The 26,980-nt window shown below is 67.8% G+C and carries 26 protein-coding genes; 6 read left to right on the top strand and 20 right to left on the bottom strand.

Annotation, left to right across the window (positions count from 1 at the left end; all coding sequences use genetic code 11):
- Window positions 1-109: 109 nt before the first annotated feature.
- The gene (locus tag LXE91_RS33310; protein ID WP_278068178.1) at window positions 110-1,135 is read left to right on the top strand and encodes a LacI family DNA-binding transcriptional regulator; all 1,026 of its coding nucleotides are present in this window, start codon (window positions 110-112) and stop codon (window positions 1,133-1,135) included.
- Window positions 1,136-1,176: 41 nt separating this feature from the next.
- On the opposite strand, the gene LXE91_RS33305 is transcribed toward LXE91_RS33310, so the two are convergent.
- The 3 genes from LXE91_RS33305 to LXE91_RS33295 all read right to left on the bottom strand — a co-directional run bounded on the left by LXE91_RS33305 (window position 1,177) and on the right by LXE91_RS33295 (window position 4,718).
- A complete protein-coding gene (locus tag LXE91_RS33305; RefSeq protein WP_046196788.1) occupies window positions 1,177-2,247 on the bottom strand; it encodes a lysozyme inhibitor LprI family protein in 1,071 nt (356 codons plus the stop codon).
- A gap of 337 nt (window positions 2,248-2,584) precedes the next feature.
- Window positions 2,585-3,706 carry a Fic family protein gene (locus LXE91_RS33300; protein WP_220497355.1) on the bottom strand — a complete coding sequence of 374 codons (1,122 nt, stop codon included), beginning with the start codon at window positions 3,704-3,706 and terminating at the stop codon, window positions 2,585-2,587.
- A 94-nt stretch (window positions 3,707-3,800) separates the two neighbouring features.
- Window positions 3,801-4,718: a LysR family transcriptional regulator gene (locus tag LXE91_RS33295; protein WP_039355290.1), complete on the bottom strand. Its 918-nt coding sequence runs from the start codon at window positions 4,716-4,718 to the stop codon at window positions 3,801-3,803.
- A gap of 128 nt (window positions 4,719-4,846) precedes the next feature.
- Between LXE91_RS33295 and LXE91_RS33290 the strand changes: the two genes are divergently transcribed.
- Together LXE91_RS33290 and wrbA are read left to right on the top strand one after the other, a co-directional pair.
- Window positions 4,847-5,572: a pirin family protein gene (locus LXE91_RS33290; RefSeq protein WP_039355292.1), complete on the top strand. Its 726-nt coding sequence runs from the start codon at window positions 4,847-4,849 to the stop codon at window positions 5,570-5,572.
- Between the two features lie 61 nt (window positions 5,573-5,633).
- Entirely contained in the window at window positions 5,634-6,236 is a 603-nt protein-coding gene (wrbA, locus tag LXE91_RS33285; protein WP_039355294.1) for an NAD(P)H:quinone oxidoreductase, read from the top strand.
- A gap of 90 nt (window positions 6,237-6,326) precedes the next feature.
- On the opposite strand, the gene LXE91_RS33280 is transcribed toward wrbA, so the two are convergent.
- From LXE91_RS33280 to LXE91_RS33250, 7 genes are all read right to left on the bottom strand, one after another.
- Entirely contained in the window at window positions 6,327-6,632 is a 306-nt protein-coding gene (locus LXE91_RS33280; protein ID WP_039355296.1) for a hypothetical protein, read from the bottom strand.
- Window positions 6,633-6,867: 235 nt separating this feature from the next.
- A complete protein-coding gene (locus LXE91_RS33275) occupies window positions 6,868-7,602 on the bottom strand; it encodes an LrgB family protein (protein WP_039355298.1) in 735 nt (244 codons plus the stop codon).
- Window positions 7,599-7,970, bottom strand: a complete 372-nt coding sequence (locus tag LXE91_RS33270; RefSeq protein WP_039355300.1) for a CidA/LrgA family protein — start codon at window positions 7,968-7,970, stop codon at window positions 7,599-7,601. The genes LXE91_RS33275 and LXE91_RS33270 overlap by 4 nt, the downstream gene beginning before the upstream one ends.
- A 184-nt stretch (window positions 7,971-8,154) precedes the next feature.
- On the bottom strand, window positions 8,155-10,107 hold the full coding sequence (locus LXE91_RS33265) for an ATP-binding protein (RefSeq protein WP_223274474.1): 1,953 nt from the start codon (window positions 10,105-10,107) through the stop codon (window positions 8,155-8,157).
- 126 nt (window positions 10,108-10,233) lie between these two features.
- Window positions 10,234-10,887: a FlhC family transcriptional regulator gene (locus tag LXE91_RS33260; RefSeq protein ID WP_052760047.1), complete on the bottom strand. Its 654-nt coding sequence runs from the start codon at window positions 10,885-10,887 to the stop codon at window positions 10,234-10,236.
- Window positions 10,884-11,207, bottom strand: coding sequence for a flagellar transcriptional regulator FlhD (locus LXE91_RS33255; protein WP_039355302.1), 324 nt, complete (start codon window positions 11,205-11,207; stop codon window positions 10,884-10,886). Before LXE91_RS33255 ends, LXE91_RS33260 begins: the two co-directional genes overlap by 4 nt.
- A gap of 3 nt (window positions 11,208-11,210) precedes the next feature.
- Window positions 11,211-11,405: a hypothetical protein gene (locus LXE91_RS33250; protein WP_135370801.1), complete on the bottom strand. Its 195-nt coding sequence runs from the start codon at window positions 11,403-11,405 to the stop codon at window positions 11,211-11,213.
- A 218-nt stretch (window positions 11,406-11,623) separates the two neighbouring features.
- Here LXE91_RS33250 and LXE91_RS33245 point away from each other — a divergent pair, with 218 nt between their 5' ends.
- Entirely contained in the window at window positions 11,624-12,253 is a 630-nt protein-coding gene (locus LXE91_RS33245) for a response regulator (RefSeq protein ID WP_039355304.1), read from the top strand.
- Window positions 12,254-12,343: 90 nt separating this feature from the next.
- The gene (locus LXE91_RS33240; RefSeq protein WP_052760046.1) at window positions 12,344-14,059 is read left to right on the top strand and encodes a hybrid sensor histidine kinase/response regulator; all 1,716 of its coding nucleotides are present in this window, start codon (window positions 12,344-12,346) and stop codon (window positions 14,057-14,059) included.
- Between the two features lie 126 nt (window positions 14,060-14,185).
- On the opposite strand, the gene LXE91_RS33235 is transcribed toward LXE91_RS33240, so the two are convergent.
- From LXE91_RS33235 to LXE91_RS33225, 3 genes are all read right to left on the bottom strand, one after another.
- Window positions 14,186-15,226, bottom strand: coding sequence for an alpha/beta hydrolase (locus LXE91_RS33235; RefSeq protein WP_039355306.1), 1,041 nt, complete (start codon window positions 15,224-15,226; stop codon window positions 14,186-14,188).
- Window positions 15,227-15,291: 65 nt separating this feature from the next.
- On the bottom strand, window positions 15,292-15,717 hold the full coding sequence (locus tag LXE91_RS33230) for an organic hydroperoxide resistance protein (protein WP_039355308.1): 426 nt from the start codon (window positions 15,715-15,717) through the stop codon (window positions 15,292-15,294).
- A 224-nt stretch (window positions 15,718-15,941) separates the two neighbouring features.
- Window positions 15,942-16,508 (bottom strand): TetR/AcrR family transcriptional regulator, encoded by a 567-nt coding sequence (locus tag LXE91_RS33225; RefSeq protein ID WP_039355310.1) that lies wholly within the window; start codon window positions 16,506-16,508, stop codon window positions 15,942-15,944.
- Window positions 16,509-16,796: 288 nt separating this feature from the next.
- On the opposite strand from LXE91_RS33225, the gene LXE91_RS33220 reads away from it, so the two are divergent.
- A complete protein-coding gene (locus LXE91_RS33220; RefSeq protein WP_039355312.1) occupies window positions 16,797-18,650 on the top strand; it encodes an ABC transporter ATP-binding protein in 1,854 nt (617 codons plus the stop codon).
- A 63-nt stretch (window positions 18,651-18,713) separates the two neighbouring features.
- Here the strand turns inward: LXE91_RS33220 and LXE91_RS33215 are convergent, their stop codons facing one another.
- From LXE91_RS33215 to LXE91_RS33185, 7 genes are all read right to left on the bottom strand, one after another.
- Window positions 18,714-20,204: an aldehyde dehydrogenase gene (locus LXE91_RS33215; RefSeq protein ID WP_039355314.1), complete on the bottom strand. Its 1,491-nt coding sequence runs from the start codon at window positions 20,202-20,204 to the stop codon at window positions 18,714-18,716.
- Between the two features lie 25 nt (window positions 20,205-20,229).
- Window positions 20,230-21,645, bottom strand: coding sequence for an amidase family protein (locus tag LXE91_RS33210; protein ID WP_039355316.1), 1,416 nt, complete (start codon window positions 21,643-21,645; stop codon window positions 20,230-20,232).
- Window positions 21,646-21,692: 47 nt separating this feature from the next.
- Entirely contained in the window at window positions 21,693-22,073 is a 381-nt protein-coding gene (locus LXE91_RS33205; RefSeq protein WP_039355318.1) for a cupin domain-containing protein, read from the bottom strand.
- Between the two features lie 74 nt (window positions 22,074-22,147).
- Window positions 22,148-23,440, bottom strand: a complete 1,293-nt coding sequence (locus LXE91_RS33200) for an NAD(P)/FAD-dependent oxidoreductase (protein WP_039355320.1) — start codon at window positions 23,438-23,440, stop codon at window positions 22,148-22,150.
- A 26-nt stretch (window positions 23,441-23,466) separates the two neighbouring features.
- Window positions 23,467-25,047: a DUF3138 family protein gene (locus tag LXE91_RS33195; RefSeq protein WP_039355323.1), complete on the bottom strand. Its 1,581-nt coding sequence runs from the start codon at window positions 25,045-25,047 to the stop codon at window positions 23,467-23,469.
- Window positions 25,048-25,078: 31 nt separating this feature from the next.
- On the bottom strand, window positions 25,079-26,020 hold the full coding sequence (locus tag LXE91_RS33190; protein ID WP_039355325.1) for an ABC transporter permease subunit: 942 nt from the start codon (window positions 26,018-26,020) through the stop codon (window positions 25,079-25,081).
- Window positions 26,017-26,976, bottom strand: a complete 960-nt coding sequence (locus tag LXE91_RS33185; protein ID WP_039355327.1) for an ABC transporter permease subunit — start codon at window positions 26,974-26,976, stop codon at window positions 26,017-26,019. The genes LXE91_RS33190 and LXE91_RS33185 overlap by 4 nt, the downstream gene beginning before the upstream one ends.
- Between the last annotated feature and the right edge of the window lie 4 nt (window positions 26,977-26,980).

Raw genomic sequence — 26,980 nt, 5'->3', positions numbered from 1 at the left:
CATTTGACAACGCGTAGCGCCGCCACCACCGCCATGCCGGGAGTCGCCCGATGAGCGCGCCCCGTCCCGTGGCGGCGCGCCGCGCGCGCGCCGCGGCAGCGGCCGCTCGGTGCTCGGCGATGTCGCGAAGCTGGCCGGCGTGTCGACCGCGACCGTTTCGCGCGTGTACAACGATCCCGGCAAGGTGTCGGCCGACGTGCAGCAACGCGTGCGCGACGCGGCGCGCGCGCTGAACTGGATCCCGAATGCGGCGGGCCGCGCACTCGCGTCCACGCGCACCCACATCACGGGCGCGATCATTCCGACGCTCGACGACCAGGTGTTCGCATCGCAAGTCGCGGGCATGCAGACGGTCATGGCCGAGCACGGCATCACGCTGTTCCTCGGCTGCTCGAACTACGATCCGGCGCAGGCGCTCGACCAAGTACGCGCGATGCTGTCGCGCGGCGTGGAAGCCGTGTCGCTCGTCGGCGAAGCGTATCCGCCGGAACTGTTCGAACTGCTTGCGATGCACCGCGTGCCGTACGTCGTCACTTATGCGTATCGCGACGACAGCCCGCACTGCTGCATCGGCTTCGACAATCGCGCGGCGTTCGCGCAGCTCACCACCCACCTGCTCGACCTCGGCCACCGCGATTTCGCGATCATCATGCAGCCGTCCGCCGACAACGACCGTGTGCAGGCCCGCCTGCGCGGCATTCACGACACGCTGGCCGCGCACGGGCTCGCGGTGCGCCCCGTCCATCAGCACGAAGGCGCGGCCACGATCGCGTTCGGGCGGGCGAGCCTGCGCGCGATCGCCGACAGCGACGCGGCCACGCGGCCGACGGCCGTGATCTGCGGCAACGATGCGCTCGCACTGGGCGCGTTGCTCGAGGCGCAGGCGCTCGGCATCGACGTGCCCGCGCAATTGTCGATCACCGGGTTCGACGACATCGCGCTCGCGCGCGAGATCCAGCCGCCCCTGACGACGATGTGGGTCGACACCAACGCGATCGGGCGCCAGGCCGCGCACGCGTTGCTCGACGCGCTCGAGAACGGCGCAACGGGGCCGGGTCATGCGGTGCTGCCGGAGTTGCGCACGCGGGAATCGGCCGCGGCGCCTGCACACGCTCGGGCAGGACTTAAGAAATAAAGACGCACCGGGCGCCTTCGGCTGCCCGGCTTGCCCGTCAATCACTGCATCACGTCGACCGGCAGCGTCTTGTCGAGATTGTCGTGCCACGCCTGGATGGTCTTCGGCACGCGCTTCTTCCACGCCGGCACGTTCGTGTAATAGCGCATCCGGACATCGTTCTTCGCGTCGAACACGAGCAGCCCGATCCACAGGTCGTTACCGCGGCGCATCACGATCGCCGCATTCGTCGTCGCGATGCCGCGCACCCAGTACGACGCCACATGCGCGTTCAGCCCGTCGAGATCCTTTTCGTCGGCGCTGTAATTGACGTTGTCGACGAGCGTCTGGTAATCGGCGCCGAGCAGTTTGTGCGCGGTCGCGTTCTGCGTCGCGTCGTCGACGACCTTGAGGCTCAGCAGGTCGGCCGCCGGTTTGGCCTGGAACTGCGACGCGGTCACATACTGGCCGCCGTAGAAAACTCCCGAGCCCGCACCGCAATCGACATCCGCGCCGTGTTGCGTGATGCCGATACGCCCGCCCTTCCGTTCGAAATCGAGCCGGCATTTGTCCTGGCGATAGGTGCCGCTGTCGCCGTGCAGCACGATGTCGCCATCGAGCCCGCCCGTATTCGCGCCGTTGTTGCCGCTCAGCTCGAAATGCAGGCGCGGCGCCGTGCCGGTGAACGTCAGCACGCCGCCGAACGACGGGTTGTCGCTCGTCATGTACCACGTCTGCTGCCAGCGGTCGGCGGCCAGCGGCTTGCCGTTCAGGCTCGCGAGCCGTTCGCGGTAGCGGTCGCCGAGGCACTGCTCGTCGCCGCCGCACCGGTCGCGCTGCTTGAGCCATTTCAACTGCGCGGCTTTCAGCGCGGCCGTGTCACCGCCTTTTCCGAGCGCCTGCTTCCATGCCACCGCCAGATCGCCGTCGAGCTTCGACAGCGCGGCGTTCGCGCAGATTGCCTTCTCGGTTGGCGACGCGGCTTTCGCGCAGTCGAAGCCCGCGGCATGCGCGGCGAGCGGCAGCAGCGTCAACAGTGCAGCCGCCACGATGGATCGCAGTGGCGTGCGCGCTGCGTCACTGGCGGGAAACGCGGTTTGCCCGCGCGCATTCGATCGGTTCTGGAGGGTCATCGGCTTGGCTCGTCGCACGATCGCGCGCCTGTAGACGCTACCTGCACGCGGCATTCGAGGTAAAAACGCCCGGCCCGGCATGCGGCGCAGGCCGTTACTCGCCGAAGCCTAACCCGAATGCGGGGCGCCGATCAATCGATCGGTCGATGTCAACTCAACCGTTCCTGCGGCCACGCGGCATTGGACAAACAGGCGCGGGCAATCGCTTGGGTCACGGCCATGCGGACAGGTGCGGACCGAAGCGAGCCACCGCCCGGTCGATGAGGAAACGATCGGAGCGGCAACACGACTCCGCTCCGTCGCGGCCAACGCCCGCCGGTCATGACCCCGGCCGGCGTCAGCCGTCGACCGGCGCCAGCTCGTAACTCGTGCTCCGCCCACCGGACGACGAGCGGCGCAGCACACCGTGCTCGACGAGTTCGGTGATGTCCCGCAGCGCGGTGTCTTGCGAGCATTTCGCGAGCGCCGCCCACTTGGTGGAAGTCAGCTTCCCCTCGAAGCCGTCGAGCAGGCGATTCATGACCTTCACCTGGCGTTCGTTCATCGCGAGGCCCGCGCAGCGCTGCCAGAAGCGCGCCTTGACCAGCACCGCGTCGAGCGTCGTGTGCGCGTGATCGATGGCCCTGCCGAGCGCGGTCAGGAACCACGCGAGCCATTCCGTGACGTCGAGCGAACCGCGTTGCGTCCGCTCCAGCACGTCGTAATACGCGTTGCGCTCGCGCTGGATCTGCGCCGACAGGCTGTAGAAACGCTGCGGGCTGCGGTCGGCGCGCGCGAGGACCAGATCCCCGAGCGCACGCGCAATCCGGCCGTTGCCGTCGTCGAACGGATGGAGCGTGACGAACCACAGATGGGCAAGGCCGGCGCGGATCAGCAAGGGCTCGGCCGGTGCGGCATTGAGCCACGCGAGAAAGCGCCCGATCTCGCTGGCGACGCGCGCGGCGGGCGGCGCCTCGAAATGCACGCGCTGCCGGCCGATCGGCCCGGACACGACCTGCATCGGCCCCGTCGCGTCCGTGCGCCAGCCGCCGACCGTGATCCGCGACATCCCCGAGTAGCCGGTCGGGAACAGCGCCGCATGCCACCCGAACAGACGGGCGTCCGTGACCGGCGCCGCCGCATGGGTCGTCGCGTCCAGCACCATGTCGACCACGCCCTCGACATGACGATCGACCGGCGCCAGCGCGCCGATATCGACGCCGAGCCGGCGCGCGATCGACGACCGGACCGACGCGACGTTCAGGCTTTCGCCCTCGATGGCGCTCGTCTTGACGACATCTTCCGTCAGCGCGGCGAGGCTGGCCTCGTCGCGCAACGCCAGGCCGACGTCCGCCAGCCGCCCGGCCAGCATGCCTTGCGCACGGCTGACGTCGGCGAGGGGCGTCGCCAGTGCGGGGAGGTCGAAGCGCCACGCGGGCCAGTCGGCCGACTCCCAGATGTAGGTGTAATCTCCGCTCATGATGCGGAGATTATCTCACCGATTCACCGCACGACTCAATATTCTCCGCAAATCATGCGGAGAATAGCACCCTCATTCCCCGCATCCCTGCCCGTTACCGCGCCCGCCCGGCTCCGTCCTTCCCCGCCGGCGCAGCCGCGCCGAGCCGTTCCGCGAGAAACCCGATGAACGTGCGCAGCGTGACGAACCCTTCCCGATGCTGCGGAAACACCGCATTGAGCGCGATCGGCGACGGCGCATACGCGTCGAGCACCGGCACGAGCGCACCGCTGTCGAGCGCACCGCCGACGATGAAATCCGGCAGCAGCGCGATACCAAGGCCCGCAATCGCCGCGTCCCGCACCACCTCGCCATTGTTCGCGACCAGCGGCCCCTGCACGTCGAACGTGCGCGCCACGCCGTCGACGCGGAATTCCCAGCCGATGCGCCGCTCGCGCCCGTACAGCACGCACGTATGGCCGGCGAGATCGGCCGGCGTCTGTGGCGTGCCCTGCCGCTTCAGGTAGGCGGGGCTCGCGCACGCAATCATCCGCCATGCGCCGAGCGGGCGCGCGATCAGCGTCGAATCCTCGAGCGAGCCGATCCGCAGCACCAGGTCGAAGCCCTCGCCGATCAGGTCGACGCGCCGGTCGGTCAGGTCGAGGTTCAGCCGCACGGCCGGGTGTGCGGACAGGAATTCGGCGATCAGCGGCGACACGTGCGTGATCCCGAACGACAGCGGCGCGCTGATTTTCAGCGACCCGTGCAGCTCGGTGCTGCGCACCGACATCGCCTGCTCGGCGTCGGCGATCTCCGCGAGGATCCGCTGCGCCCGCGCATAGAACTCCTGCCCCGATTCGGTCACCGCGAGGTTGCGCGTGTTCCGGTGCAGCAGCCGCACGCCGAGCGACGCCTCCAGCGCCATCGTGCGGCGGCTGACGAACTGCTTGGACAGCATCAGCTGGTCGGCCGCCGCCGTGAAGCTGCCCGCATCGACCGTCGCGACGAAGATCCTGAGATCGTTGAGTTCCATATTGTCCACTCCATAGCGACAGTCATTATCGCTACAGCCATTTATTTGTCAAATCGATTGACCTAAGATTCATCTCAACGAACGGCCGGGCCCACTTCCGAGGTCCGGCGTCTTGAGGAACAAAAATCATGATCGAAATCCGTGCAGCAAACCAACGTGGCCGTGCGGAGCATGGCTGGCTCAGCTCCCGTCATACGTTTTCGTTCGCGAATTACTTCGATCCGAAGCAAGTCGGCTTCTCCGACCTGCTGGTGATCAACGACGACCGCGTCGCCCCGGGCCGCGGCTTCGGCACGCACCCGCACCGCGACATGGAAATCCTGTCGTACGTGCTCGACGGCGCGCTGGAACACAAGGACTCGATGGGCACCGGTTCGGTGATCGTGCCGGGCGACGTGCAACTGATGAGCGCCGGCACCGGCGTGCGTCACAGCGAGTTCAACCACTCGCCGGAACTGCCGGTCCACTTCCTGCAGATCTGGGTCGGGCCGGCCGAAAAAGGTGCCGAGCCGCGTTACCAGCAGACGAACGTCACGGCCGACGACAAGCGCGGCAAGCTCGCCCTTGTCGTCTCGCCGAACGGCGACGCCGGTTCGCTGAAGATCCGGCAGGACACGCGGATCTACGCGGGCCTGTTCGACGGCGATGAACGCGCGACGCTGGAACTGGCGCCGAACCGCTTTGCTTACGTGCACGTGGCACGCGGCAGCGTGACGGTCAACGGCGTGACGCTCGGCGAAGGCGACGGCGTGCGCGTGCGCGACGAAAAAGCGCTGACGTTCGCCGACGGGAAGGATGCCGAAGTGCTGGTGTTCGACCTGCGTCCCGTCGAAGTAACGGCCGAGTGGGCATGACGCCCGTTCGGGAAACCGGGCCCCGCTGACCGCGGGGCCCTTTTAATCGGAGATTCGCAACATGGCCAAGGTACTCGTTCTTTACTACTCGTCCTACGGGCACGTCGAAACGATGGCGCAGCACATCGCGGAAGGCGCGAAATCGGTGGCCGGCGTCGAGGTCACGCTCAAGCGCGTGCCGGAAACGATTCCCGTCGACCAGGCCCGCGCGATCGGCGTGAAGGTCGACCAGGCCGCGCCAGTCGCGACGGTGGACGAACTCGCCGACTACGATGCGATCATCTTCGGCACACCGACCCGCTTCGGCAACATGGCCGGCCAGATGCGCACGTTCCTCGACCAGACCGGCGGCCTGTGGATGAAGGGCGCGCTCGTCGGCAAGATCGGCAGCGTGTTCGCGTCGACCGGCACCCAGCACGGCGGCCAGGAAACGACGATCACGTCGTTCCACACCACGCTGCTGCACCACGGGATGGTGATCGTGGGTGTGCCGTATGCATGCAGCGGCCTCGTCAACATGAACGAAATCACCGGCGGCACGCCGTACGGCGCGACCACGCTCGCGGGCGCGGACGGCAGCCGCCAGCCGAGCGCGAACGAGCTCGACATCGCGCGCTACCAGGGCAAGCACGTCGCGGAAATCGCGAGCAAGCTCGCGTCGTAACGCGGCGGCCCGGCGATTCGGGCAGCCCGCACATGCGCAAACGGCGCCGGTCGATCCGGCGCCGTTTGCGCTGTGCCCGGGTTCCGGCCGTTACTGGCCCGATGCCGGGGCGGCCGGCGCCGCCTTCGTCGCGGGCGCCTTCGTCGCGGCGTTCTGCGGATAGTTGCTCTGGTCGTTGGTCAACCGGTAGCCGCTGCCCGTGCCGATCGCCTTCAGGTCCGACGCATGCCGCGCGCGGGCTGCCTTGCGGGCCGCCTTCTTCTGCGCCTTGTCGAGCTGCTTCTGCGTCGGCGCGGACGCCGGATCCTGCGCGTATGCCGCCGGCGCGGCGGTCAACAGCAGACCGAACGACGCCGTTACTGCTACTGCCACCGATACCACGCGAGACTGCTTCATGGCCGGATCTCCTTGTCGATTGTTGATAATGGGTCGAACACCGGCGCGCACACGACCGCTTGCGACATCGGCGCCGTTGCAACGTTAGCCGATCAGTATTCGGTTGTCCGTGTGCGTTCCTGAATTCTCCTGATAACGGCCACGATACATGCGCACGGCGTGCACCGTCGTTTCGGCGCCGCGCCGGCGCCATCAGGGAAACCGATAACCCGGCCTTGCCCGCCCCGGCCGGCGCTCAGATCCAGCGCGACAGCACCGGCAGCAGGATCGGCACGACGAAGGCCGTCAGCACGCCGTTCATCCCCATCCCGAGCCCGGCGAACGCACCGGCCTCCTCGCTGACCTGGAACGCACGCGCGGTGCCGATTCCATGCGACGCGACGCCGAGCGCGAAGCCGCGCACGGCCGGTTCGTCGACCCGCAGCGCATTGAGGATCCCGCGTGCGCACACCGCCCCGAAAATCCCGGTCGAGATCACGAGCACGGCGGTGAGCGATGGAATCCCGCCGATTTCCGCGGCGACGGCCATCGCGATCGGCGTCGTCGCCGATTTTGGCGCGAGCGACGCGATCGTCTGGTGCGACGCGCCGAACAGCGCCGCGATGCCGACCGCCGACACGATCGCGGTCAGCGAGCCCGCGAGCAGGCCGACCAGCAGCGGCACCGCGGCGCGGCGCAGCTTCGACCACTGGCGGTACAGCGGCAGCGCCAGCGCGACGGTGGCGGGGCCGAGCAGGAAGTGGACGAACTGCGCGCCTTCGAAATACGTCGGATATGGCGTACGGGTGATCGTCAGCAGCACGACGATCAGCGCGACCGCGATCAGCACCGGGTTCGCGAGCGGGTTGAAGCGCGCCCGCGCATAGACGGCCTGTGCAAGCAGATAGGCGATCAGCGTGATGGTCAGGCCCAGCAGCGGGGTCGCGGCGAGATAGACCCAGATCGCGCCGAGTTTCGGGAAGGCCGTCATGGCGTGCCCTCCTCCGCGCCGCCCGCGCGCCGCTGGCGGCGCAGCAGCGCGCGCGTGACGAGCGCGGTCACCGCGATCGCGAGCGTGGTGCTCACCGCCAGCGCGACGACGACCGCGACCGCGTCGCCGCGCACGCGGTCGGCCGACACCATGATGCCGACGCCGGCCGGCACGAACAGCAGCGACAGATGGCGCAGCAACTCGAGCGCGGTCGGCTCGATCGCGTCGGCCACCTGCGGGCGCACCATCACGAAGCCGAACAGCAACAACATGCCGATCACCGGGCCCGGCACCGGCAGGCCGAACAGGTAGGACACGCCTTCCCCGAGACACTGGAAGGTCAGCAAGACCGCGAACGCCTGCAGCATGAACCGCTTCTCCCGAACGAGACCGTGCGGCCGGGCGGCCGTGCGACCGATGGCCGGCGGGTTGCGGCGCCGGCGTGAACGATACGCGCGATCGTACCAACTTCACGCGCCGTCGAACATCGCCGCGTGCGGCTGCGCGAAGACACCACCGGGTGCACGGCGTGCGGCCTCCCGCCGCCATGCATCATCCCGGTATCGGTTCGGCCGACATCGCTCGGTCCGGGTCGTGCACGTTGCAGGATGCACCGGCCACGGGCAGCATGAGCGTCACGGTCGTGCCCTGCCATGGCGCGCTGCGCACGTGGATCTCGCCGCGGTGCCGGTCCACGACCGCCTTCGCAAACGCCATGCCGAGCCCGACGCCCTTCGTGTCGGGCTGCCCTTGCAGGCGAAAGCGCCGGTAACGCTCGAACAGGCGCGCCTGATCCTCGGCCGCGATCCCGTAGCCGTAATCGCGAATCACGCAGCACACCGAAGTACCGTCGTCCGCCAGTTCGACGCTGCACTCGACGCGGGTATGCGCCGCGCTGTATTCGACCGCGTTCCCCAGCAGATGGACCAGCGCACGCGACAGCAGCGCCGGATCGCCGCGTACGAGCGCGTCGTCGCACGGTGGTACGTCGTCGATCGCGATGTGCTTGTCCCGGGCGCGCGGCCAGATTTCGTCGCGTGCCTGATTCATCAGGTCGGCCACGTTGACGAGTTCCGACGCGTACTCGCCCGCCTCCGCCCGCGACACCTGCGCGAAACCGTCCGCCATCGCGAGCGTATGACGCGCCAGCCCGCCGATCTCGTGAAGACGCTCGCGCAGCGTGCAGTCGGGCGGGCAGGCGGCAGGCGCGTCCACGAGCACGATGACCGACGTGAGCGGCGCGCGCATGTCGTGCGAGAACAGCGTCAGCATGTCGTTGCGCTGCCGCTCGAGCAGCGTGCGATGAACGTAGGCGCCACGCAGCGCGTCCAGTGCATCGTTCACGTGCGCGATCTCGGGGCTCGTGCCCGGAATCCGGACGATCGGTGACACGTCGCCGTTGCTCAACGCAACGATGCGCCGGCTCAGCGCATCGAGCGGTTTCGACAGCGTGCGCTGCGTGCCGCGCACGAGCAGGAACAGGATCGCGATGCAGCACGCCGCCTCGGCAGCCGATAGCGTCATCCGGACGCGCGCCGCATCGCGCAGCGCCACCGCCCGTGCACGCGTGAGGTCGAGCACGCGGTCGCGCAACCGCGCCGATGCGTCGAGGTCCCGCATGATCCGCGACGCGAAATCCTCGGCGTTCGTCGCATAGGCGCCCGTGCGCCCTGCGCGAACCGTCGCGGCCACGAGCGGCAGGAAGCTGCCGTCCATCGTGTCGTTCAACCGCGCCAGGTCATTCGACAGCATCGCGTCGTCGAGCGGCGGCACGATCGCACCGGCGATCAGTGCGCGAAGCTGCACGATGCGCCCACGCATCTGGAGGATGCGCGCCAGCCGATCGTTGTCGAGCGCCTCGCGCGTCACCAGCGGTGCGACGAACAGCGAGCCGAGCCGGCCGGTGTATTCACGCAGGTCGCCCAGCAGGCGCGCGAGGACCAGCGCACCGGCCGTGTCCGGATGACGCATCGCCGTACCCGCCATCACGCTGCCGGTCAGCGTCGCCAGATCGTCGGCGGCCGCGAACATGCGGTCCTGTGCAGCCTGCACCTGCCACGTCGCACGCGCCGCCGCGGGCCGCGCGGCGAGCGCATCGACTTCGCCGCGCGCGCCGGCCAGCTCGGCGCGTATCGACTCGAGCGCGTGCAGCGCGGCCCCGCGCTCGGATGCACCGAGCGCCTCCGCCCGCGCGAGGTCGTCTCGCAGCGCATCGAGCGCCTGATCCGAACGCGCCCGCGCATCGCGCACCGCCTGCACCTGGGTCGCGGCATCGCGCCACCGCAGCGCCAGCAACTGGTTGGCCGGCCAGCGTTCGGCCGAGATCCGGTTCGACGCGATCATCGCGCGCTCGACCAGCGCGAAATCGCGCAGGTCGAGATAGCCCTGCCGGTATTGCCGATAGCTTTCCCGCAGGTTCGTCCCGCACGCCACCGCCGTCAGCATCACGACGAGCGCGAAGCCGGCCTGCATCCGCTGCCGGATCGAGAGGCCGCGCAGGTTCACGATGCCGGCACAGGATGGGTGCCGCCATCGCGATCGGGCGAGCGCGCCGCCCCGGCCGACGCGACGTGCCGGCCGGCGCCATTCGCCGCGGGCCGCGCGGGCCCCGCCGCGGCCGCCATTGCCCCGTTAGATTGCACACCATTCTCCCGATGAATCGCCTGCGGCGCTCCCGCTGCCGCGACTGGACGCGACGGCCACCTGTACATCGTGCCGTCGCGCATGCCGCGTGCCGGGCGCCACGCGCGGCGACGTGCGGACCGCGCGCTTGCCGGCACGCGCCGGCAGCCGGCAGGCAACGCACACGGGATGCCGGCGCAGCGCGTGGCGATAGGTGATGAACGCCGCGCCGCAATCGCGGCAATGGGCAATGTCGAGCACGCCGGCGTCGACGAAGCGCACCAGCATCCAGGCGCGTGTCAGGTCCAGCGGCAACGCGCGGCACGCAGCATCGCCCTGTTCGGCATACAGCGTATAGGCCTTGACGAGTGCCTCGAGTCGCGTGCAGCCCGCCTGGTTGCGCAGGAAGCGGTAGATGCTGTGGAACAGCGATGCATGAAGGTTCGCGAACCACGTCATGTACCAGCCGATCGACGACGGCAGCAACCCCTTCGGCGCGGCCACGCCGCGCACTTCGCGATACAGGCGCACGAGACGGTCGCGCGGCAACCCGCACTCGATTTCCAGCATCTGCAGCCGCGCGCCGAGCCGGATCAACGCCGCCGCGTGCATCGTCAGTTGCGCGTCGTCCGCGAGGCCAAGCCGCCCTGCCCGGCCGTTCACGATGTTTCCTCGTCGGGCAGCGCAAGGCCGGCCAGCACCATCGCGGTATGCACGCGCACGAGATCGACCGGCGGCGTCGCGCGGGTCAGTGCCGACAGCACGCCGTATCGGCCCGGCCGCAATGCGCAGATCAATTGCCCCGCAGACGCGAGCTCGTTCATGTGCTTCATCGACAGCGCGGCCAGCGCGGCGGCGACATCGGCGGTCACGCCCAGGCGGAACATGCCGGTTGCGCGATCCGACTGCAGGAGTCGCTGCGCAAGCCAGAGATACGACATGTTCAGTTCCCACATTGCATCGCTGTCGTTGGCAACCTTCATCGTTCACCTCGATTCATGCGCGATCAGGATCAATGATTCACCGTCCAAATACGTGCCGATAATCCGGTTATTACGAGCCGTTATTTTTTTCGTTCGACGTGAATAACGGAAATTCACCGCCGCCGAACGACGCACCTTGCGTGCGTGCATCGCGCCGCCATTCAGTCCTGAAGCGGCCGCGCGCTTCGTCGCTCGCATTGCCGAGTTGCCGGCGACGCATCGAATGGCGCGCCCGCATTCACCTGCATTGCGAACTGTCGTGATTGAGTCTCGGCGATATTCCGCTGAATGTAAATGCGACGTTAGACGCAAGACAGATGCCGGACAAACTCGACTTTAGTATTAAGACTTTCGTCTTGTACAATCCGGTTCGTTCGTATCGGTCCGCGTCCTGATTCACATATTCAAGCGTCCTCATGAAAATTCTGATCGTCGACGATCACGCGATCCTGCGGGATGGCGTGGAGATGCTGCTGCGTCAGGGTGACGACGACACGGTCGTCGTCCAGGCGAGCAGCGCCGATGATGCGGTGCGGCTGCTCGACGATCACACCGACCTCGACGCCATCGTGCTCGACCTGAAGCTGCAGGGCATGGACGGCCTCGATGCGCTCGCCGTCTTCGCGACGATGCGCCCGGGGCTCCCCGTCATCGTGCTGTCGTCGTCCGAGGATCCCGGCGCCGTGCGCAGCGCGTTCGCGCAGGGCGCGATGGGTTACGTGCCGAAGTCCGCCAGCCCGCGCACGCTGCTGTCCGCGATCCGGATCGCACTCAACGGCGAACGCTACGTCCCGCCGCTCGTGCTCGACGACCCCGCGCTGCAGCATCAGGACGGCGCCGCTGCAGCACGCGGATCGATGCTGACGCAACGACAGGTCGAAGTGCTGCGCTATCTCGCGGAAGGCGTACCGAACAAGGTCATCGCCGACAAGTTGGGGTTGTCCGAAAAGACCATCAAGGCGCACATCACCGCGATCTTCAAGGCGCTGAACGTCATCAACCGCACCCAGGCAGCGGCCGCCGGCAGGAAGGCCGGCCTCATCTGATCCGACGCCGGCCCGCGTCGCGACATTGCCATGCCGGCGTGGAACGCCTAAATTTTCCTCATCTTCCCCGCCCGTTCGAGGAGCGTGCGCATGACGCATGTCGACGAGCCGCCCGAAGCTCCGGCCGACCATGAATTCCCTTTCGACCTCGCCGCCGACGTGATCGCGCGCTGGCAGCGCCTCGTCGACCTGATGGCGGAAATCGTCGGCGTGCCGGCCGGGCTGATCATGCGCAACGTCGGCCGCGACATCCAGGTGCTGGTGGCGAGCCGCAACACCGGCAATCCGTTCTATCCGGGCGAATCGGCCGAACTGCACGGCTCGGGACTTTACTGCGAAGCGGTCATTGCGAGCGGCCATACGCTGGTCGTGCCGGATGCGCGGCAATCCGCGCAGTGGCGCAACAATCCGGACCTGCGCGTCAACATGGTCTCGTATCTCGGCCTGCCGATCCGCTGGCCCGACAACACGCCGTTCGGCACGATCTGCCTGCTCGACTGCAAGGAGAATGCGTATTCGGAGCGCTACATCCGGCTCGTCGAGGAATTCCGCGACCAGATCGAGATGCAGTTGCAACTGATCCGCGCGCAGCGGATCGCCGAACGCGAACGCCAGCGCGCCGCGCAGCTGGCCGAGAACTTCCGCCGGCAAAAGGATCTCGCGACGCAGGCCGTGCACGTCAAGTCGAGCTTTCTCGCGGCAGCGAGCCACGACCTGCGCCAGCCCGTCCACGCGCTGAGCCTGTTCGTCGGCGCATTGCGTCACGTCCCGATGCCGGCGGACGGCACGCTGCTCGTCGATCGCATCGACCAGTCCGTCAACGCGATGGATGCGCTGTTCACCGCGATCCTCGACATCTCGCGGCTCGATGCGGGCGTCGTGCCCGTCCATCGCCGGCCGTTCGCGATCGGCACGGTGCTGGAGCGCGTGTGCCGCGAAGTCGCCGCCGACGCGCACGGAAAAGGCCTGTCGCTGTCGTACGTGCGCAGCACGGCAGTGGTCGATTCCGATCCGGTGCTGGTCGAGCGCATCGCACGCAACCTGCTGTCGAATGCGGTGCGCTATACCGACACGGGGCGTATCGTCGTCGGCTGCAGGCGCACGCGCCAGCACGTTCGCCTGCAATTCATCGACACCGGGCGCGGCATTCCGGCCGACCAGCAGGCACGCGTATTCGACGATTACTACCAGTTGCGCCGTCGCGGCGACGAGCCCGAACGGGGTGTCGGCCTCGGGCTGGCGATCGTGCGGCGCCTCGCGGGGCTGCTCGACTGTCCGCTGACGCTGCGCTCCGAACCCGGGCGGGGCTCGTGCTTCGAACTGCAGCTGGTGCGGCTGGACACGGTCGTGCAGCCGGGTGCGGCCGCCGACGAGATCGCCGTCGACGAGGCAACGGCCGCCGCCCACCTCGTGGTCGTGATCGACGACGAAAGCGCGATCCGCGCCGGCATGTCGATGCTGCTCGAGCGCTGGGGCTACCAGGTCGTCACGGCCGCGTCGATCGACGACGCGATCGCGTGCCTGGCATCGTGCGAGGTACGGCCAAGCCTGCTGATCTGCGACCTGCACCTGCACGGCGACCAGAACGGAATCGCTGCGATCGCACGCATTCGCGACGAGTACAACACGGCGATTCCCGCGATGCTGATCACCGGCGATACGACCGCGCGCCGGCCCGGCCGGCTGAAGCACGGCGGGTTCGTGCTGCTGCACAAGCCGGTGCCGAGCGACAAGCTGCGCGCGGCGATGGCACGCCTGCTGCAAGCGCAGCCCCCCGGGCAGCCGCACCGGGCCGACGCGGGATAGTCGGCGGCGCACTGCATCGCGTTCGCCTCCCGCCCGCCGGCGGCATGCAAAAACGGCGGGCATCTGCCCGCCGCCGAGGCGTCCCACGCACACCGCGTCAGGCGCGGCGCGCGTGCGGGTCATCGCTTACTTCAACCGCGTCGCGATTTCATTCGCCATCGCCTTCGTCGCCGCCTTCGTGGGCGCATCCGTGGCCAGCGCGTTCAGCAGGCCGAAATCGTGGATGGTGCCGTCGTAGCGCGTGGTCGTCGCATCGACACCCGCTGCGTCGAGCTTGCGGCCATACGCTTCGCCTTCGTCACGCAGCACGTCGAACTGCGCAACCTGGATCAGCGCGGGCGGCAGGCCCTTCAACTGCGCGGTGCTCGCGCGCAGCGGCGACGCGTAGATCTCGTTGCGTTGCGCTTCGTTCTTCGTATAGGCGTCCCAGAACCACTTCATCATCGGCCGCGTGAGGAAGTGCCCTTGCTGATACGCGTTGTACGAGCCCGTGTTGAAGTTGTGGTCCGTCACCGGCCACATCAGCCCCTGGAAGCGGATCGCGGGGCCGCCCTTGTCCTTCGCCATCAGCGCCACCACGGCCGCCATGTTCCCGCCGACGCTGTTGCCGACCACCGCCAGGCGGCCTCCGTCCACACCGATCTCCGCGCCGTGCGCGGCCACCCACTTCGTCGCCGCATACGCCTGGTTGATCGCCACCGGGTAATGCGCTTCCGGCGACGGCGTGTAGTTCACGAACACCGCGACGGCGCCCGATTGCACGACGAGGTCGCGCACGAGGCGTTCGTGCGTCGGGAAATCGCCGAGCACCCAGCCGCCGCCGTGAATGAACATGAACACCGGCAGCGTGCCTGTCGCGCCCTGCGGGCGGACGATCGTGACCGGCACGGACACGCCGTCCTGTTCGATCGTGCGGTTCGACACGTCGATGCCCGACAGGTCGACCTTCGTGCCGTTCTGCGCATCGACCAGCACCTGGCGCGCCTTCGCGGGGCTCAGCGTTTCGAGGCCCGGGCCCTTCTGGCCGTTCAGCACGGCGAGGAATGCGCTCGTCGTCGCATCCGGCCGGACAGCTTCGGCGCCGGCGCCCGCGGCGAACGCGGTGGGCGCGGCGGACAGTGCAGCGGCAACGGCGGCAGCGATCAGCAGCGGCTTGACGATCTTCATGGTGTAACTCCTTGGCTCAATCCGTGAATGACGATGTGATGGTAAATATTTCGCAATGCGTACGATCAGACGAGCGTGAGCGTGACGTCGATGTTGCCGCGCGTCGCGTTCGAATACGGGCACACGACGTGTGCGCGATCGATCAGCGTCTGCGCGACATCTCGATCGAGGCCCGGCAGCGAGATCTTCAGTTCGACTTCGATGCCGAAGCCGTTCGGGATCGCGCCGATGCCGACGCTGCCTTCGATCGCGGCGTCCGCGGGGATCGCGATCTTGTCGCGGGCCGCGACGAACTTCATCGCGCCGATGAAGCACGCGCTGTAGCCGGCGGCGAACAGTTGCTCGGGGTTCGCGCCCGCGCCGCCCGCGCCGCCGAGCTCACGCGGCGTGGTCAGCTTCAGGTCGAGGCCGCTTTCGGGCACCGTCGCACGGCCGTCACGGCCGCCGGTGGCTTTTGCATGGGCGCGGTACAGCGCTTTTTCGATCGACATGACAGACTCCTTTTTCAATCAGTGAGTGAAACAGCCTTCCAACCGGGGACCGCTTGCCAACTGCCCCGCAGCCGGCCTCGCGTTTATTTATCTACTCATAGATAGATAAACATCCCCAAAAAATGCAGGTGGTTGATCCACCTGCCCGATTCATCTATCTACCATCAGATAGATAACAAAGCCCAACAAAAGGCGGCGAACCGCCCGACTGCTTGCGCCGTCCGTCAGGACCGCGTTTTCCAGACCGCCTCGACATCCTCGAGACGCGCCCGCGTGTGAAACAGCCTACTGGCCAGCACGCTGCCCTGGAACGCCGCATACAACGTGCGCGCGGCCGTGTCGGGTTTGCCGCTGAACTGCAGCGTGCCTTCCTTCGCGCCCTGCGCCAGCAACTCCGCGAGCCAGCTCTCGTTGGCCTTGAAGAACGCCTGCACGGCCTGCCGCACGTTCTCCGGCAACGACTCGATATCGGCCGCCAGCATCCCGCACAGGCAGATCATGTTGCCGTCGCCGAGCGTGCGGCCGAACATCTTCGTATAAAGGCTCAGCTTCACGTCGGCCGGCAGCGCCGGATCGATCGTCCGCACGGCCGAGAGGACGTCGTCGCTGTAGACCGACACCGCTTCCAGTACGAGATCGTCCTTCGACGGGAAATAGTAGTGGATGCTCGACGTCTTCACGCCCACCAGGTCGGACAGGTCTCGATAGCTGAAGCCGTTGTAACCGCGCAGCATCATCAGCGTGATCGCGTGGTCGAGAATCTGTTCGCGGACGGTGGGTTTCGTTTCCATGGATCGAACTTTATCTACTCATAGATAGAGAGTCAAGGGTTTTTTTAACGGCGCGTGACCGTGCCTGCGAGCCAGATGCGCGAGTACGACGCCGTTCGCCTGGCCGGTCGGCTTACAACCGGCCTGCAGCCCGCTCGAATCGATGCGACACTTCACGCCGGGCCACGCGAATCGCGGCGCAACGTCCATCGGCCGGACGGATGTGCCGGCACACGATGACCGCATCGCAGCCGGCCCCGGCATCATCGGCCCGCGCGCTGCATCGGGCCGCACAAGGAGAACAAGTCGATGTTTTCGTGGTTTGAACGGCGCCTGCCGACTTTCCCGCTCGAAGATCCCGTCACGCCGCCGCGGGGTTTCTTCTCGTTCGTCTGGGCGTGCACGAAAGGCGCGCGCAGCTGGATCCTGCTGATCGCGCTGACGTCGGCCGCGCTGGCCGCGTACGAAGCCGCGCTGTTCGCGATGATGGGCCGCGTGGTCGACTGGCTCGCGTCCGCGACGCCGGCCGATTTCGGCGGCCGGCACTTCGGCACGCTTGCCGGGTTCGCGGCGATCCTCGCCGGCAGCGCGCTGCTGATCGCATTGCATACGATGGTCAAGCACCAGGTGCTCGCGATCAACTTCCCGATGCGGCTGCGCTGGCTGTTTCACCGGCTGATGCTCGACCAGAGCCTGTCGTTCTACGCGAACGAGTTCGCCGGCCGCGTGACGACCAAGATCATGCAGACCGCGCTCGCGGTGCGCGATGCGCTGTTCATGTCGGTCGACGTCGTGATCGGCGTCGCCGCGTACCTGATCGGCATCCTCGCGCTCGCGGCCAGCTTCGACTGGCGGCTGATGATCCCGCTCGCGCTGTGGGCGCTCGGCTACGGCCTGGCGTGCGCGTATTTCGTGCCGCGCCTCGGTGCCGTCGGCAGCCGCCAGGCCGACGCGCGCGCGCTGATGACGGGCCGCATCACCGACGCGTATTCGAACATCACGACCGTGAAGCTGTTCTCGCACACGCGGCGCGAAGCCGACCACGCGCGCCGCGCGATGGAAGCGTTCAAGGCGACCGGCGACGCGCAGATGCGGCTCGTCAGCGCGTTCGAGGTCGTCAACCACCTGCTGTCGACACTGCTGCTGGTCGGCTCGACCGGCCTCGCGCTGTATCTGTGGATGCACGGCGAGGCGAGCGCGGGCGTCGTCGCGGCGGTGATCGCGATGGCGCTGCGCCTGTCGAGCTATTCGCACTGGATCATGTGGGAAATGACCGAGCTGTTCGAGAACGTCGGCACGATCCAGGACGGCATCAACACGCTGACGAAGGTACACAGCGTGGTCGACGCGCCCGACGCGAAGCCGCTCGCGGTGCAGCGCGGCGGGATCGTGTTCGACAACGTGCAGTTCGCACACGAGGACAACGATCGCGCTGTGTTCGACGGGTTGAACCTGACGATCCGGCCCGGCGAGCGGATCGGCCTGATCGGCCGCTCGGGCGCCGGCAAGTCGACGCTCGTGAACCTGCTGCTGCGCTTCTACGACGTGGGCGGCGGCGCGATCCGGATCGACGGGCAGGACATCGCGCACGTGACGCAGGACAGCCTGCGCGGCGCGATCGGGATGGTCACGCAGGATACGTCGCTGCTGCACCGGACGATGCGCGAGAACCTGCTGTACGGGCGACCCGACGCGACCGAGCGCGAGATGCACGACGCGGCCGTGCGCGCGGAAGCGTCCGAGTTCATCGACCGGCTGCGCGACCGCCACGGCCGCAGCGGCTACGACGTCGAGGTCGGCGAGCGCGGCGTGAAGCTGTCGGGCGGCCAGCGGCAGCGCGTCGCGATCGCGCGCGTGATGCTCAAGGACGCGCCGATCCTCGTGCTCGACGAAGCAACCAGCGCGCTCGATTCCGAAGTCGAAGTCGCGATCCAGCGCAGCCTCGACGACCTGATGCGCGGCAAGACGGTGATCGCGATCGCGCACCGGCTGTCGACCATCGCGGCGATGGACCGGCTGATCGTGCTCGACGAAGGGCGCATCGTCGAGGAAGGGACGCACCAGCAGCTGCTGCAGGCCGGTGGCATCTATGCGGCGCTGTGGGCGCACCAGAGCGGCGGATTCCTCGGAGAGACGGCGGATGCGGAGAAGGCGGAGCAGTAAGCCGCCCGTCCGGATGCGCAAGACGCGCGGCCTCGTTGCCCAGGCCGTGCGTCGCCCGTGACATTACAACCGCACGACCGTCGACTTCAGCTCGGTGTACTTGTCGAGCGCATGCAGCGATTTGTCACGACCGTTGCCCGACAGCTTGTAACCGCCGAACGGGAAGTTCATGTCATCGCTGCCGTCGCCGTAGCAGTTGACCCACACGGTGCCCGCGCGCAGACGTCGTGCCACAGCGTGTGCGGTCGAGAGATCCGCCGACCATATGGCCGCGGCCAGCCCATACTTGGTGTCGTTGGCAATCTGCACGGCCTCGTCGACATCGTCGAACACGATCACCGACAGCACGGGCCCGAAGATCTCTTCGCGCGCGATCTTCGCATCCGGCTTCACCTCGAACACCGTCGGCTCGACATAGAACCCGCCCGTCTCCTCTCGCACGCGCGCGCCGCCCGTGACGAGCCTGCCTTCGTCGCGCCCGGCATCGATATACCCCATCACGCGATCGAGCTGCGTACGATCGACGATCGCCCCCATCGTCACCGACGGATCGAGCGGGTGCCCGGGCGCGAAGCGCCGCGACGCGCCGACCAGCTTCGCGACGAATGCGTCCTTGATGTCGCGATGCACGAGCAGACGCGAGCCGGCCGTACACACTTCCCCCATGTTGAAGAAGATCGCGTCGGCGGCCGCCTGCGCGGCACGGTCGAGATCGGGGCAGTCGCGCAGCACGATGTTCGGCGACTTGCCGCCGAGTTCGAGCCACACACGCTTCAGGTTCGACTGCGCGGCGCACGCCATGATCTGCTGCCCCGTGCGCGTCGACCCGGTGAACGCGATGCAGTCGACGTCGCGATGCAGCGCGAGCGCCCTGCCCGGCTCAGCGCCACCCGGCACGACGCTGAACACGCCGGGCGGAATACCGGCCTCGCACGCGAGCTGCGCAACCCGGATCGCGGTGAGCGGCGATTTCTCGGACGGTTTGAGCACGACGCTGTTGCCGGCCGCGAGCGCCGGCGCGAATTTCCATGCGGCCATCAGCAGCGGGAAATTCCACGGCACGACGGCCGCGACGACGCCGATCGGCTCGCGCGTGACGAGCCCGACCAGATGATGGTCGACTGGCGCGACTTCGCCGCCGATCTTGTCGATCGCTTCCGCATACCAGTCGACACAATGCGCGGCAGCCGGCACGTCGATCGCCGTGGTATCGGCAATCGGCTTGCCGGTGTCGAGCGTCTCGAGCAGCGCGAGCTCGTCGAGATGCTCGCGCATCAGCGCGGCCCAGCGCTGCAGCACCGCCTTGCGGGCGCGCGGATTCATGCCGGCCCAGCTCCGCGCGTCGAACGCGCGGCGTGCGGCCGTCACCGCGAGGTCGACGTCGTCGGTGCCGCAATCGGCCACGTGCGCGAGCACGCCACCGTCGATCGGGCTCACGCAGGCGAAGGTCGCGCCGGTGTGCGCGTGGCGCGCCTCGCCGTCGATGAACGCGCGCCCTTCGACCCGCAGCACGGCCGCGCGGGCCTGCCAGTCTTCGAATGTCGGTTGATTCATGCGTTTCCCCGTGAAAAGTCCCGCATCACGACCCGGTGACCGGATCGATCGGCGTGAAGATGCCCGCGCGTGCCTCGATCGCTTCGCCGGCGGCGAGACACAGCGCTTCCTGGAATCGACCGGCGACGAGCTGCACGCCGGTCGGCACGCCGTCGCGGATGCCGGTCGGCACCGACAGCCCCGGCAGCCCGAGCAGCGCGGTCGCGAGCAGCGGCCCCTGCCGCTCGACGATCGCGCGCATCGCGTCGTCGCCGTGCTGATCGGCGTCGATCGCGAACGGCTGCGCGCACGACACCGGCATCAGCAGCAGCGGATAGCGCGCGAAGAACTGCTGCCAGTCGCGCAGCAGCGCGGTGCGCCGCGCGAGGCCGTTCATGTAGCCCTCGAGGTCCAGCGGCTTCGCGAGACGGCGCTGGCTCGCGAACGCGGTACGGATCGCCGCGTCGCCGTGCTGCATGATCACGTCGCCGAGTCCGCTGCGCGCTTCGTTGGTCACCAGGTCCAGCCACAGTTCGCACGCTTCGGCGAACCGCGGCGGCACTGCTTCCTCGACGATGCAGCCGGCTTCTTCAAGCCAGCGGGCGGCCTGCCGGATCGCGTCGACCACCACCGGATCGGACCGCACGCCCGGCAGCGCCGCGCAAACGGCCACGCGCGCGGGGAACGCGGCTTCGCGTGCATTCGGCGCGACCGGCATCCACCATGCGTCGCGCGCGTCGCCGGCGGCCATCGCGTCGAGCGCGAGCCGCAGGTCGCCGACCGTGCGCGCGAGCGGCCCCTGCACGGACGCGAGCTGCACCGCGAGCGTGCGGTCCTTCGACTGCGTCGGGTTGTACGCCGGCACGCGCCCGGTGCTGGGCCGCAGCCCGGCGACGCCGCACGCGTAGGCCGGGTAGCGGATCGAGCCGCCCAGGTCGTTGCCGTGCGCAATCGCGCCGATGCCGGCGGCCACGGCCGCAGCGGCACCACCGCTGGAACCGCCTGGCGTCAGCAACGGATTCCACGGATTCGACGTGCGGCCGTGCAGGTCGTTGTCGGTGAACCAGCGGTACGAAAACGCCGGCGCATTGCTGCGCCCGATCACGATCGCACCGGCCTTGCGCAGGTTCGCGGTCACCGGGCTGTCCTCGTGCGCAACCACGTCCGAAAACGCGCGCACACCGTTGGTCGTCGCGTATCCCGCCGTGTCGACGTTGATCTTCACGGTCACCGGTACGCCGTGCAGCGGGCCGACCGGTGCGCCGCGCGCGATCGTGGCATCGGCATCGGACGCGGCCTGCAACGCGCTGTCGGCCATCACGTCCACGATCGCGTTGATGACGGGGTTCACCGCTTCGAGCCGCTGCAGGCAGCTGCGCGTGAGTTCAGTGGCAGACACGTCGCGACGCGCGACGCGCCCGGCCATCTCGGCCGCGCTGAGACGCCACAATTCCTGGGTCATGAGTTGCTCCTCGTTGATTTGGATGGTTGTCCTGAACCGGCCGCGCGTCATGCGCCCGGCTGTCCGGCCAGCGGTGCGTGCGACGCATAGATCTTGCGGCACGTTTCGACGACTTCCCACGTGCCGCGAAAACCCGGTGGAATCACGAAGCGGTCGCCCGCGCGCAGCACGCGCTCGCGGCCCTCCGCATCGCGCACGATCGCGACGCCGCTCAGCATCTCGCAATACTCCGACTCGTCGTACTCGATCGTCCAGCGGCCGGGCGTGCATGCCCAGATCCCGCAGCTGAACTGCCCGCACGGGCTGATGTAGTGATGCGACAGCGTCTGCTGCGGATTGCCGTCGAGCAGCAACCCGTTCGGCACGCGGCTCTGCGTGAGCTTCGCCGGTGCGCGCATCAGGTCGACGATATTCGTGATGTTGGTCATGAGTGCCTCCAGGGCATGAGTGATTCGAAACGTTTCGGTGCGGTGCGGAAGGACAGACGCGCTGCCCGCGCGGGTCAGAGCAGGTCCATCATCCGGTGCCAGGTCATCGCGAGCGCCAGCATCGGCGTGCGCAGTGCGCGGCCGCCCGGAAAGTCGCGATGGCGAATCCGGCCGAACAGGTCGAAGCGCGCGGCCTGTGCATCGATCGCTTCCGCGATCAGCCGCCCCGCCAGGCCCGTCACGTTGACGCCGTGCCCGGAAAAGCCCTGCGCGAAATACACGGTCGGCTCGAGCCTGCCGAAATGCGGTGCGCGATTCATCGTCGCGTCGATCAGCCCGCCCCACGCATAGTCGATCCGCACATCGGCCAGCTGCGGGAACGTCTTCAGCATGTCGCGCCGCATCGCGGCCGCGAGGTCGCGCGGCGTATTCGTCGAGCTGCTGGCCTTGCCGCCCCACAGCAGCCGGCGGTCGCGTGTCAGCCGGAAATAGTCGAGCGCCGAATGGGTGTCGCAGATCGCCGCATCGGCCGGCATCGTTTCGGCCGCACGCGCGTCGCCGAGCGGCTCCGTCGCGATCAGGTATGTCGCGACCGGAATGATCTTGCGCGCGAGCGCCGGCGCCAGCTGCCCGAGGTATGCATTGCAGGCCAGCACGACGTGACGGGCATCCACGTGTCCGCGTGCGCATGTCACGCGGTGATACGGTGCGGCGCGGTCGAGCGCGAGCGCGGGCGTATCCTCGTGGATCGTCACGCCGGCCTCGCGCGCCGCCCGTGCAAGGCCGAGCGTGTAGTTCAGCGGATGCAGGTGGCCGCTGCCTTCGTAACGGAGGCCGCCGAAGTAGCGATCCGATGCGACGAAGCGATGCATGTCGGTGCGCTCGACGACTTCGTAGCCGCGATAGCCGAAGCGGCTCGCCGCGGTATCGCGCCACGCGCGCAGCGCATCGAGATGGCGCGGCTTGATCGCGGCGGTCAGATAGCCGGAAGTCAGGTCGCAATCGATGCCGTACCGCTCGACCCGCTGCCGGACGATCTCGACCGACTCCAGCCCCATCGCCCAGACGCGCCGCACGTCGTCTTCCGGCAGGTAAGCCGAGAACGTGTCGATATCGCACGCGTACCCGGCGATCAGCTGGCCGCCGTTGCGCCCGCTCGCGCCCCAGCCGATCTTCGACGCCTCGACGAGCACGACCGAATGGCCGCGCTCGGCGAGTTCGAGTGCCGCGGACAGGCCCGTGAGCCCGCCGCCGATCACGCAGACGTCGGCCGTCACGGCCCCGTCGAGCGACGGATGCCGCGTACGGTTGTTCGCCGTCGCTGCATAGTAGGACTGAACATGTTGCTGGTTTTCGAACTTGAGCATGTGCAAGACTCGCGAACGGCGCCGCGTCAGAACGCGTAGATGAGTTGGGTGGCGAGCAGGTCGTTCGACTTCTCGTACGACCCGTCGTGACGCAGGAAAACCTTGTTGCTCGCCCAGTCGTGCCGGTATTCGACCTTCACCGTCACTTGCTGGGTCGGGTAGAACAGCAGGTCGAACGCGGCGGCCTGCCGCGTCGCGCCCTTGCACTCGAAGCCGACGCCGCCGCTCGCCTTCGACAGCGCAAGGCAGTCGGCATCGATGCCGAAACCGTTGTACGGATCCATCCCGTTGCCATTCAGGCCGATCGACGAGCCGCCGCCGCCGTTCTTCCGGTTCACGAGCAGGTCGTAGCGCAGCGTCGCGCCCATGCGGCCTACCACCGGCGCGTTGAACTTGCGGTGCGCGAGCAGCGACAGCCCGAACCACTGTGCGAGCCCGCCGTTGAACGCGCCGTGCTGCTGCTGGCCGTAATCGAACTCGGCGTTGTACTGCGCATCGGCGAGCGTGTAGGTCGCATCGGCCTCGCCGAAGAAGAACGCGCCGTACGCGCTCGATGCGTTGCCGCCCACGCCATAGCGCACGTTCCCGGTCGCCGGGTCGACCGCGCTCGGCAGCGTCTGGCGGCCGATGCTGATCGAGCCGCCGACGTCGAGCGCGCTGCCGCGCAGGTAATCGACGCGCGCGGTGAAGGTCGGCACCTTGTTGCTCGTCGTGACCGGGTCGCCGAGCGCGTTGACGCCGGTCTGCGTGACCGCGCCCGTGCTGCGGAACTGCTCGTTGCCGACGAAGAACTTCCACGCCCAGTGGCCGTCCGCGCTCAGGTAGTTGAGGCCCGCGCCGATCGACGAACCCGGATCGGAGAAGTCGTACAGCAGGTTGTGCGTGAGCGTCAGCATCATGTTCGACTGCTGGTATTCATAGCCGCCGAAGCCCGTCACCAGTCCGCCGGTGAGCGCCGTCGTGCCCGACAGCGGCACGGTCAGGACGGCCGTGTTGACGATATTCAGGCCGCTCGAGCCGCTGCCCGTCATCATCGACAGGCCCGCGCCGCGGTTCGGCATCAGCGTGATTTCCGCGGACGGCGCGGTCGGGCCGACGCCAAACGTCTTCTTGATGTCGAGGAATACATCGCCGAACGTGCTGTTGTAGTAGGTGTACGCGCTCTCGTGATTCGCGAACTGGAACGACGACGTGCCGGCACCCCGGTTGACCACGTAGGTCGGGTCGAGGTAGCCCGTCACCGACAGCCCGGCGATCGGGCCGGTGCGCGCGGCGTCGGTCAGCGAATCGACCTTCAGCTGCTGGTTCGCGACCTGTTGCCGGATTTCCGACACGTCGTCGTTGGTCAGCACGGCGGGTGCCTGCCCGTAGCCGGGTGCGGACGGATCAACCGCCGCGCCTGTCGCGGCGTTCGATGCATTCGTCGCGTTCGACGCCACCGGTACGGTCAACGGCTTCGCGCCGAGCTGCGATTGCAGCGCGCTCATCTGCCGTTGCAGCACCGCGATCTGCTGCTGCAGCGTCCGGATCTCGTCGGCGCTCGAATTCGCCGCGGCCAGCCCCGGCAGCGCGCCGGCGATCAGCGCGCAGAGCATCTTCTTTTTCATGGAATGTCTCCTGGTCGTTCGTCACTGTTCGTCACTTCGTGGGATGCGGGATGCGGTCGTGCAGCGGCGGCGCGGCAGGCGCGCGCGCGGGCAACATGGCGGACGGTGACGCGGGGTTCCCGGATACCTCGGGCGTGGATGCCGCATGCCACGTCCGCGTGTCGCGCGCGTGCCGCCGCTCGCGGGCCAGCATCGCGCGGTTCACGACGACGACCCCGATCGTCACGACCGTGATGAATACCGTGGCGAGCGCATTCATCTCCGGGTTGAGCCCCATCCGCACGCGCGAGAACACGACGAGCGGCAGCGTCGTCGAACCGGGACCCGACAGGAACGCGGACAGGATCACGTCGTCGATCGACACCGTGAAGGCAAGCAGCCAGCCGGACACCAGCGCCTGCGCAATCAGCGGCAGCGTGATCACGAAGAACACCTTCCACGGCCGTGCGCCGAGATCGAGCGCGGCTTCCTCGATCGAGCGATCGAGCTCCTTCACGCGCGATTGCACGATCACTGCGACGAACGACAGGCACAGCATCACGTGGCCGATCCAGATCGTCAGCCAGCCGCGCCCGGCCGGCCAGCCGAAGGTCTGCTGCATCGCGACGAACAGCAGCAGCAGCGAGATGCCCTGGATCACCTCCGGAATCACGAGCGGCGCGTTGATCATCGCGGCATACAGCGTGAAGCCGCGAAAACGCCCCATGCGGGCGAGCACGAAGCCGGCCCAGGTGCCGATCGCGACCGACGCGGTGGCCGTCAGCAGCGCGATCTTCAGCGACAGCCAGGCGGCCGTGAGCAGTTCGTCGTCGTGCAGCAGCGCGCCGTACCACTTCAGCGAGAAACCCGACCACACCGTCACCAGCTTCGACGCGTTGAACGAGTACGCGACCAGGCTGACGATCGGGATGTACAGGAACAGGAAGCCCGCGCCCAGCACGCACGCGGACAGAATGCGATTCGCACGGTTCATGACCTGGGCTCCGCTTCGGTCTGGCTGTAATGGAGCAGCGCCATCGGCACGAGCAGCAGCAGCACCATCGTCACCGTCACCGCGGACGCCATCGGCCAGTCCATGTTGTTGAAGAATTCATCCCACATCACGCGGCCGAGCATCAGCGTGTTCGCGCCGCCGAGCAGCTCGGGAATCACGTATTCGCCTACCGCCGGGATGAACACGAGCAGGCTGCCCGCGACGATGCCGTTCCTCGACAACGGCAGCGTGATGCGCCAGAACGCGGACCACGGTGTTGCACCGAGATCGTTCGCGGCTTCGAGCAGCGTGAGGTCCATCTTCACCAGGTGCGCGTACAGCGGCATCACCATGAACGGCAGGTACGAATAGACCATCCCGATGTAGACGCCCGCGTCGGTGTGATACAGGCGCAGCGGTGTCGCGATCACGCCGAGCGACGCCAGCACGTGGTTCAGCAGCCCGTCGTCCTTCATGATCCCGACCCACGCATAGACGCGGATCAGGAACGACGTCCAGAACGGCAGCATCACGGCCATCATCAGCACGTTGCGGCGGCCCGGCGCCGAGCGCGCAATGAAGTACGCGATCGGATAACCGGCCAGCAGGCACATCAGCGTCGATGCCGCAGCCATCTTCAGCGAGCTGACGTAGGTGTTCAGGTACAGGTCGTCCTGCAGCAGCAGCGCGTAATGCTTCAGCGACAGCACGACCTGCACGGTGCCGGCCTCCAGCCGCGCGAGTGCGGTGTACGGCGGGATACCGAGCATCTGGTCGGCGAAGCTGATCTTCAGCACCAGCACGAACGGCAGCGCGAAGAACACGGCAAGCCACACGAACGGCACGCCGATCGCGACGCTGCGGCCCGACGGCAGGAAGCGCGACAGAAAGTCGAAGCGGCCCGGGCGGGCGCCGGTCGGCACCGGCGCGGACGGATTGGAGGCGGAGGTTCTCATCGCG

It is taken from the genome of Burkholderia contaminans (genome assembly GCF_029633825.1).
GTDB lineage: Bacteria > Pseudomonadota > Gammaproteobacteria > Burkholderiales > Burkholderiaceae > Burkholderia > Burkholderia contaminans.
The sequence above is the reverse complement of the archived record's forward strand: the minus strand, read 5'-3'. Positions and strand labels throughout refer to the sequence as shown.

Coding starts and splice junctions, on each gene's coding strand:
- LXE91_RS33305 (WP_046196788.1), bottom strand. CDS start 2,247: ATGACCCTCCAGAACCGATCGAATGCGCGCGGGCAAACCGCGTTTCCC.
- LXE91_RS33300 (WP_220497355.1), bottom strand. CDS start 3,706: ATGAGCGGAGATTACACCTACATCTGGGAGTCGGCCGACTGGCCCGCG.
- LXE91_RS33295 (WP_039355290.1), bottom strand. CDS start 4,718: ATGGAACTCAACGATCTCAGGATCTTCGTCGCGACGGTCGATGCGGGC.
- LXE91_RS33290 (WP_039355292.1), top strand. CDS start 4,847: ATGATCGAAATCCGTGCAGCAAACCAACGTGGCCGTGCGGAGCATGGC.
- wrbA (WP_039355294.1), top strand. CDS start 5,634: ATGGCCAAGGTACTCGTTCTTTACTACTCGTCCTACGGGCACGTCGAA.
- LXE91_RS33280 (WP_039355296.1), bottom strand. CDS start 6,632: ATGAAGCAGTCTCGCGTGGTATCGGTGGCAGTAGCAGTAACGGCGTCG.
- LXE91_RS33275 (WP_039355298.1), bottom strand. CDS start 7,602: ATGACGGCCTTCCCGAAACTCGGCGCGATCTGGGTCTATCTCGCCGCG.
- LXE91_RS33270 (WP_039355300.1), bottom strand. CDS start 7,970: ATGCTGCAGGCGTTCGCGGTCTTGCTGACCTTCCAGTGTCTCGGGGAA.
- LXE91_RS33255 (WP_039355302.1), bottom strand. CDS start 11,207: ATGAAGGTTGCCAACGACAGCGATGCAATGTGGGAACTGAACATGTCG.
- LXE91_RS33250 (WP_135370801.1), bottom strand. CDS start 11,405: ATGCGAGCGACGAAGCGCGCGGCCGCTTCAGGACTGAATGGCGGCGCG.
- LXE91_RS33245 (WP_039355304.1), top strand. CDS start 11,624: ATGAAAATTCTGATCGTCGACGATCACGCGATCCTGCGGGATGGCGTG.
- LXE91_RS33240 (WP_052760046.1), top strand. CDS start 12,344: ATGACGCATGTCGACGAGCCGCCCGAAGCTCCGGCCGACCATGAATTC.
- LXE91_RS33235 (WP_039355306.1), bottom strand. CDS start 15,226: ATGAAGATCGTCAAGCCGCTGCTGATCGCTGCCGCCGTTGCCGCTGCA.
- LXE91_RS33230 (WP_039355308.1), bottom strand. CDS start 15,717: ATGTCGATCGAAAAAGCGCTGTACCGCGCCCATGCAAAAGCCACCGGC.
- LXE91_RS33225 (WP_039355310.1), bottom strand. CDS start 16,508: ATGGAAACGAAACCCACCGTCCGCGAACAGATTCTCGACCACGCGATC.
- LXE91_RS33220 (WP_039355312.1), top strand. CDS start 16,797: ATGTTTTCGTGGTTTGAACGGCGCCTGCCGACTTTCCCGCTCGAAGAT.
- LXE91_RS33215 (WP_039355314.1), bottom strand. CDS start 20,204: ATGAATCAACCGACATTCGAAGACTGGCAGGCCCGCGCGGCCGTGCTG.
- LXE91_RS33210 (WP_039355316.1), bottom strand. CDS start 21,645: ATGACCCAGGAATTGTGGCGTCTCAGCGCGGCCGAGATGGCCGGGCGC.
- LXE91_RS33205 (WP_039355318.1), bottom strand. CDS start 22,073: ATGACCAACATCACGAATATCGTCGACCTGATGCGCGCACCGGCGAAG.
- LXE91_RS33200 (WP_039355320.1), bottom strand. CDS start 23,440: ATGCTCAAGTTCGAAAACCAGCAACATGTTCAGTCCTACTATGCAGCG.
- LXE91_RS33195 (WP_039355323.1), bottom strand. CDS start 25,047: ATGAAAAAGAAGATGCTCTGCGCGCTGATCGCCGGCGCGCTGCCGGGG.
- LXE91_RS33190 (WP_039355325.1), bottom strand. CDS start 26,020: ATGAACCGTGCGAATCGCATTCTGTCCGCGTGCGTGCTGGGCGCGGGC.
- LXE91_RS33185 (WP_039355327.1), bottom strand. CDS start 26,976: ATGAGAACCTCCGCCTCCAATCCGTCCGCGCCGGTGCCGACCGGCGCC.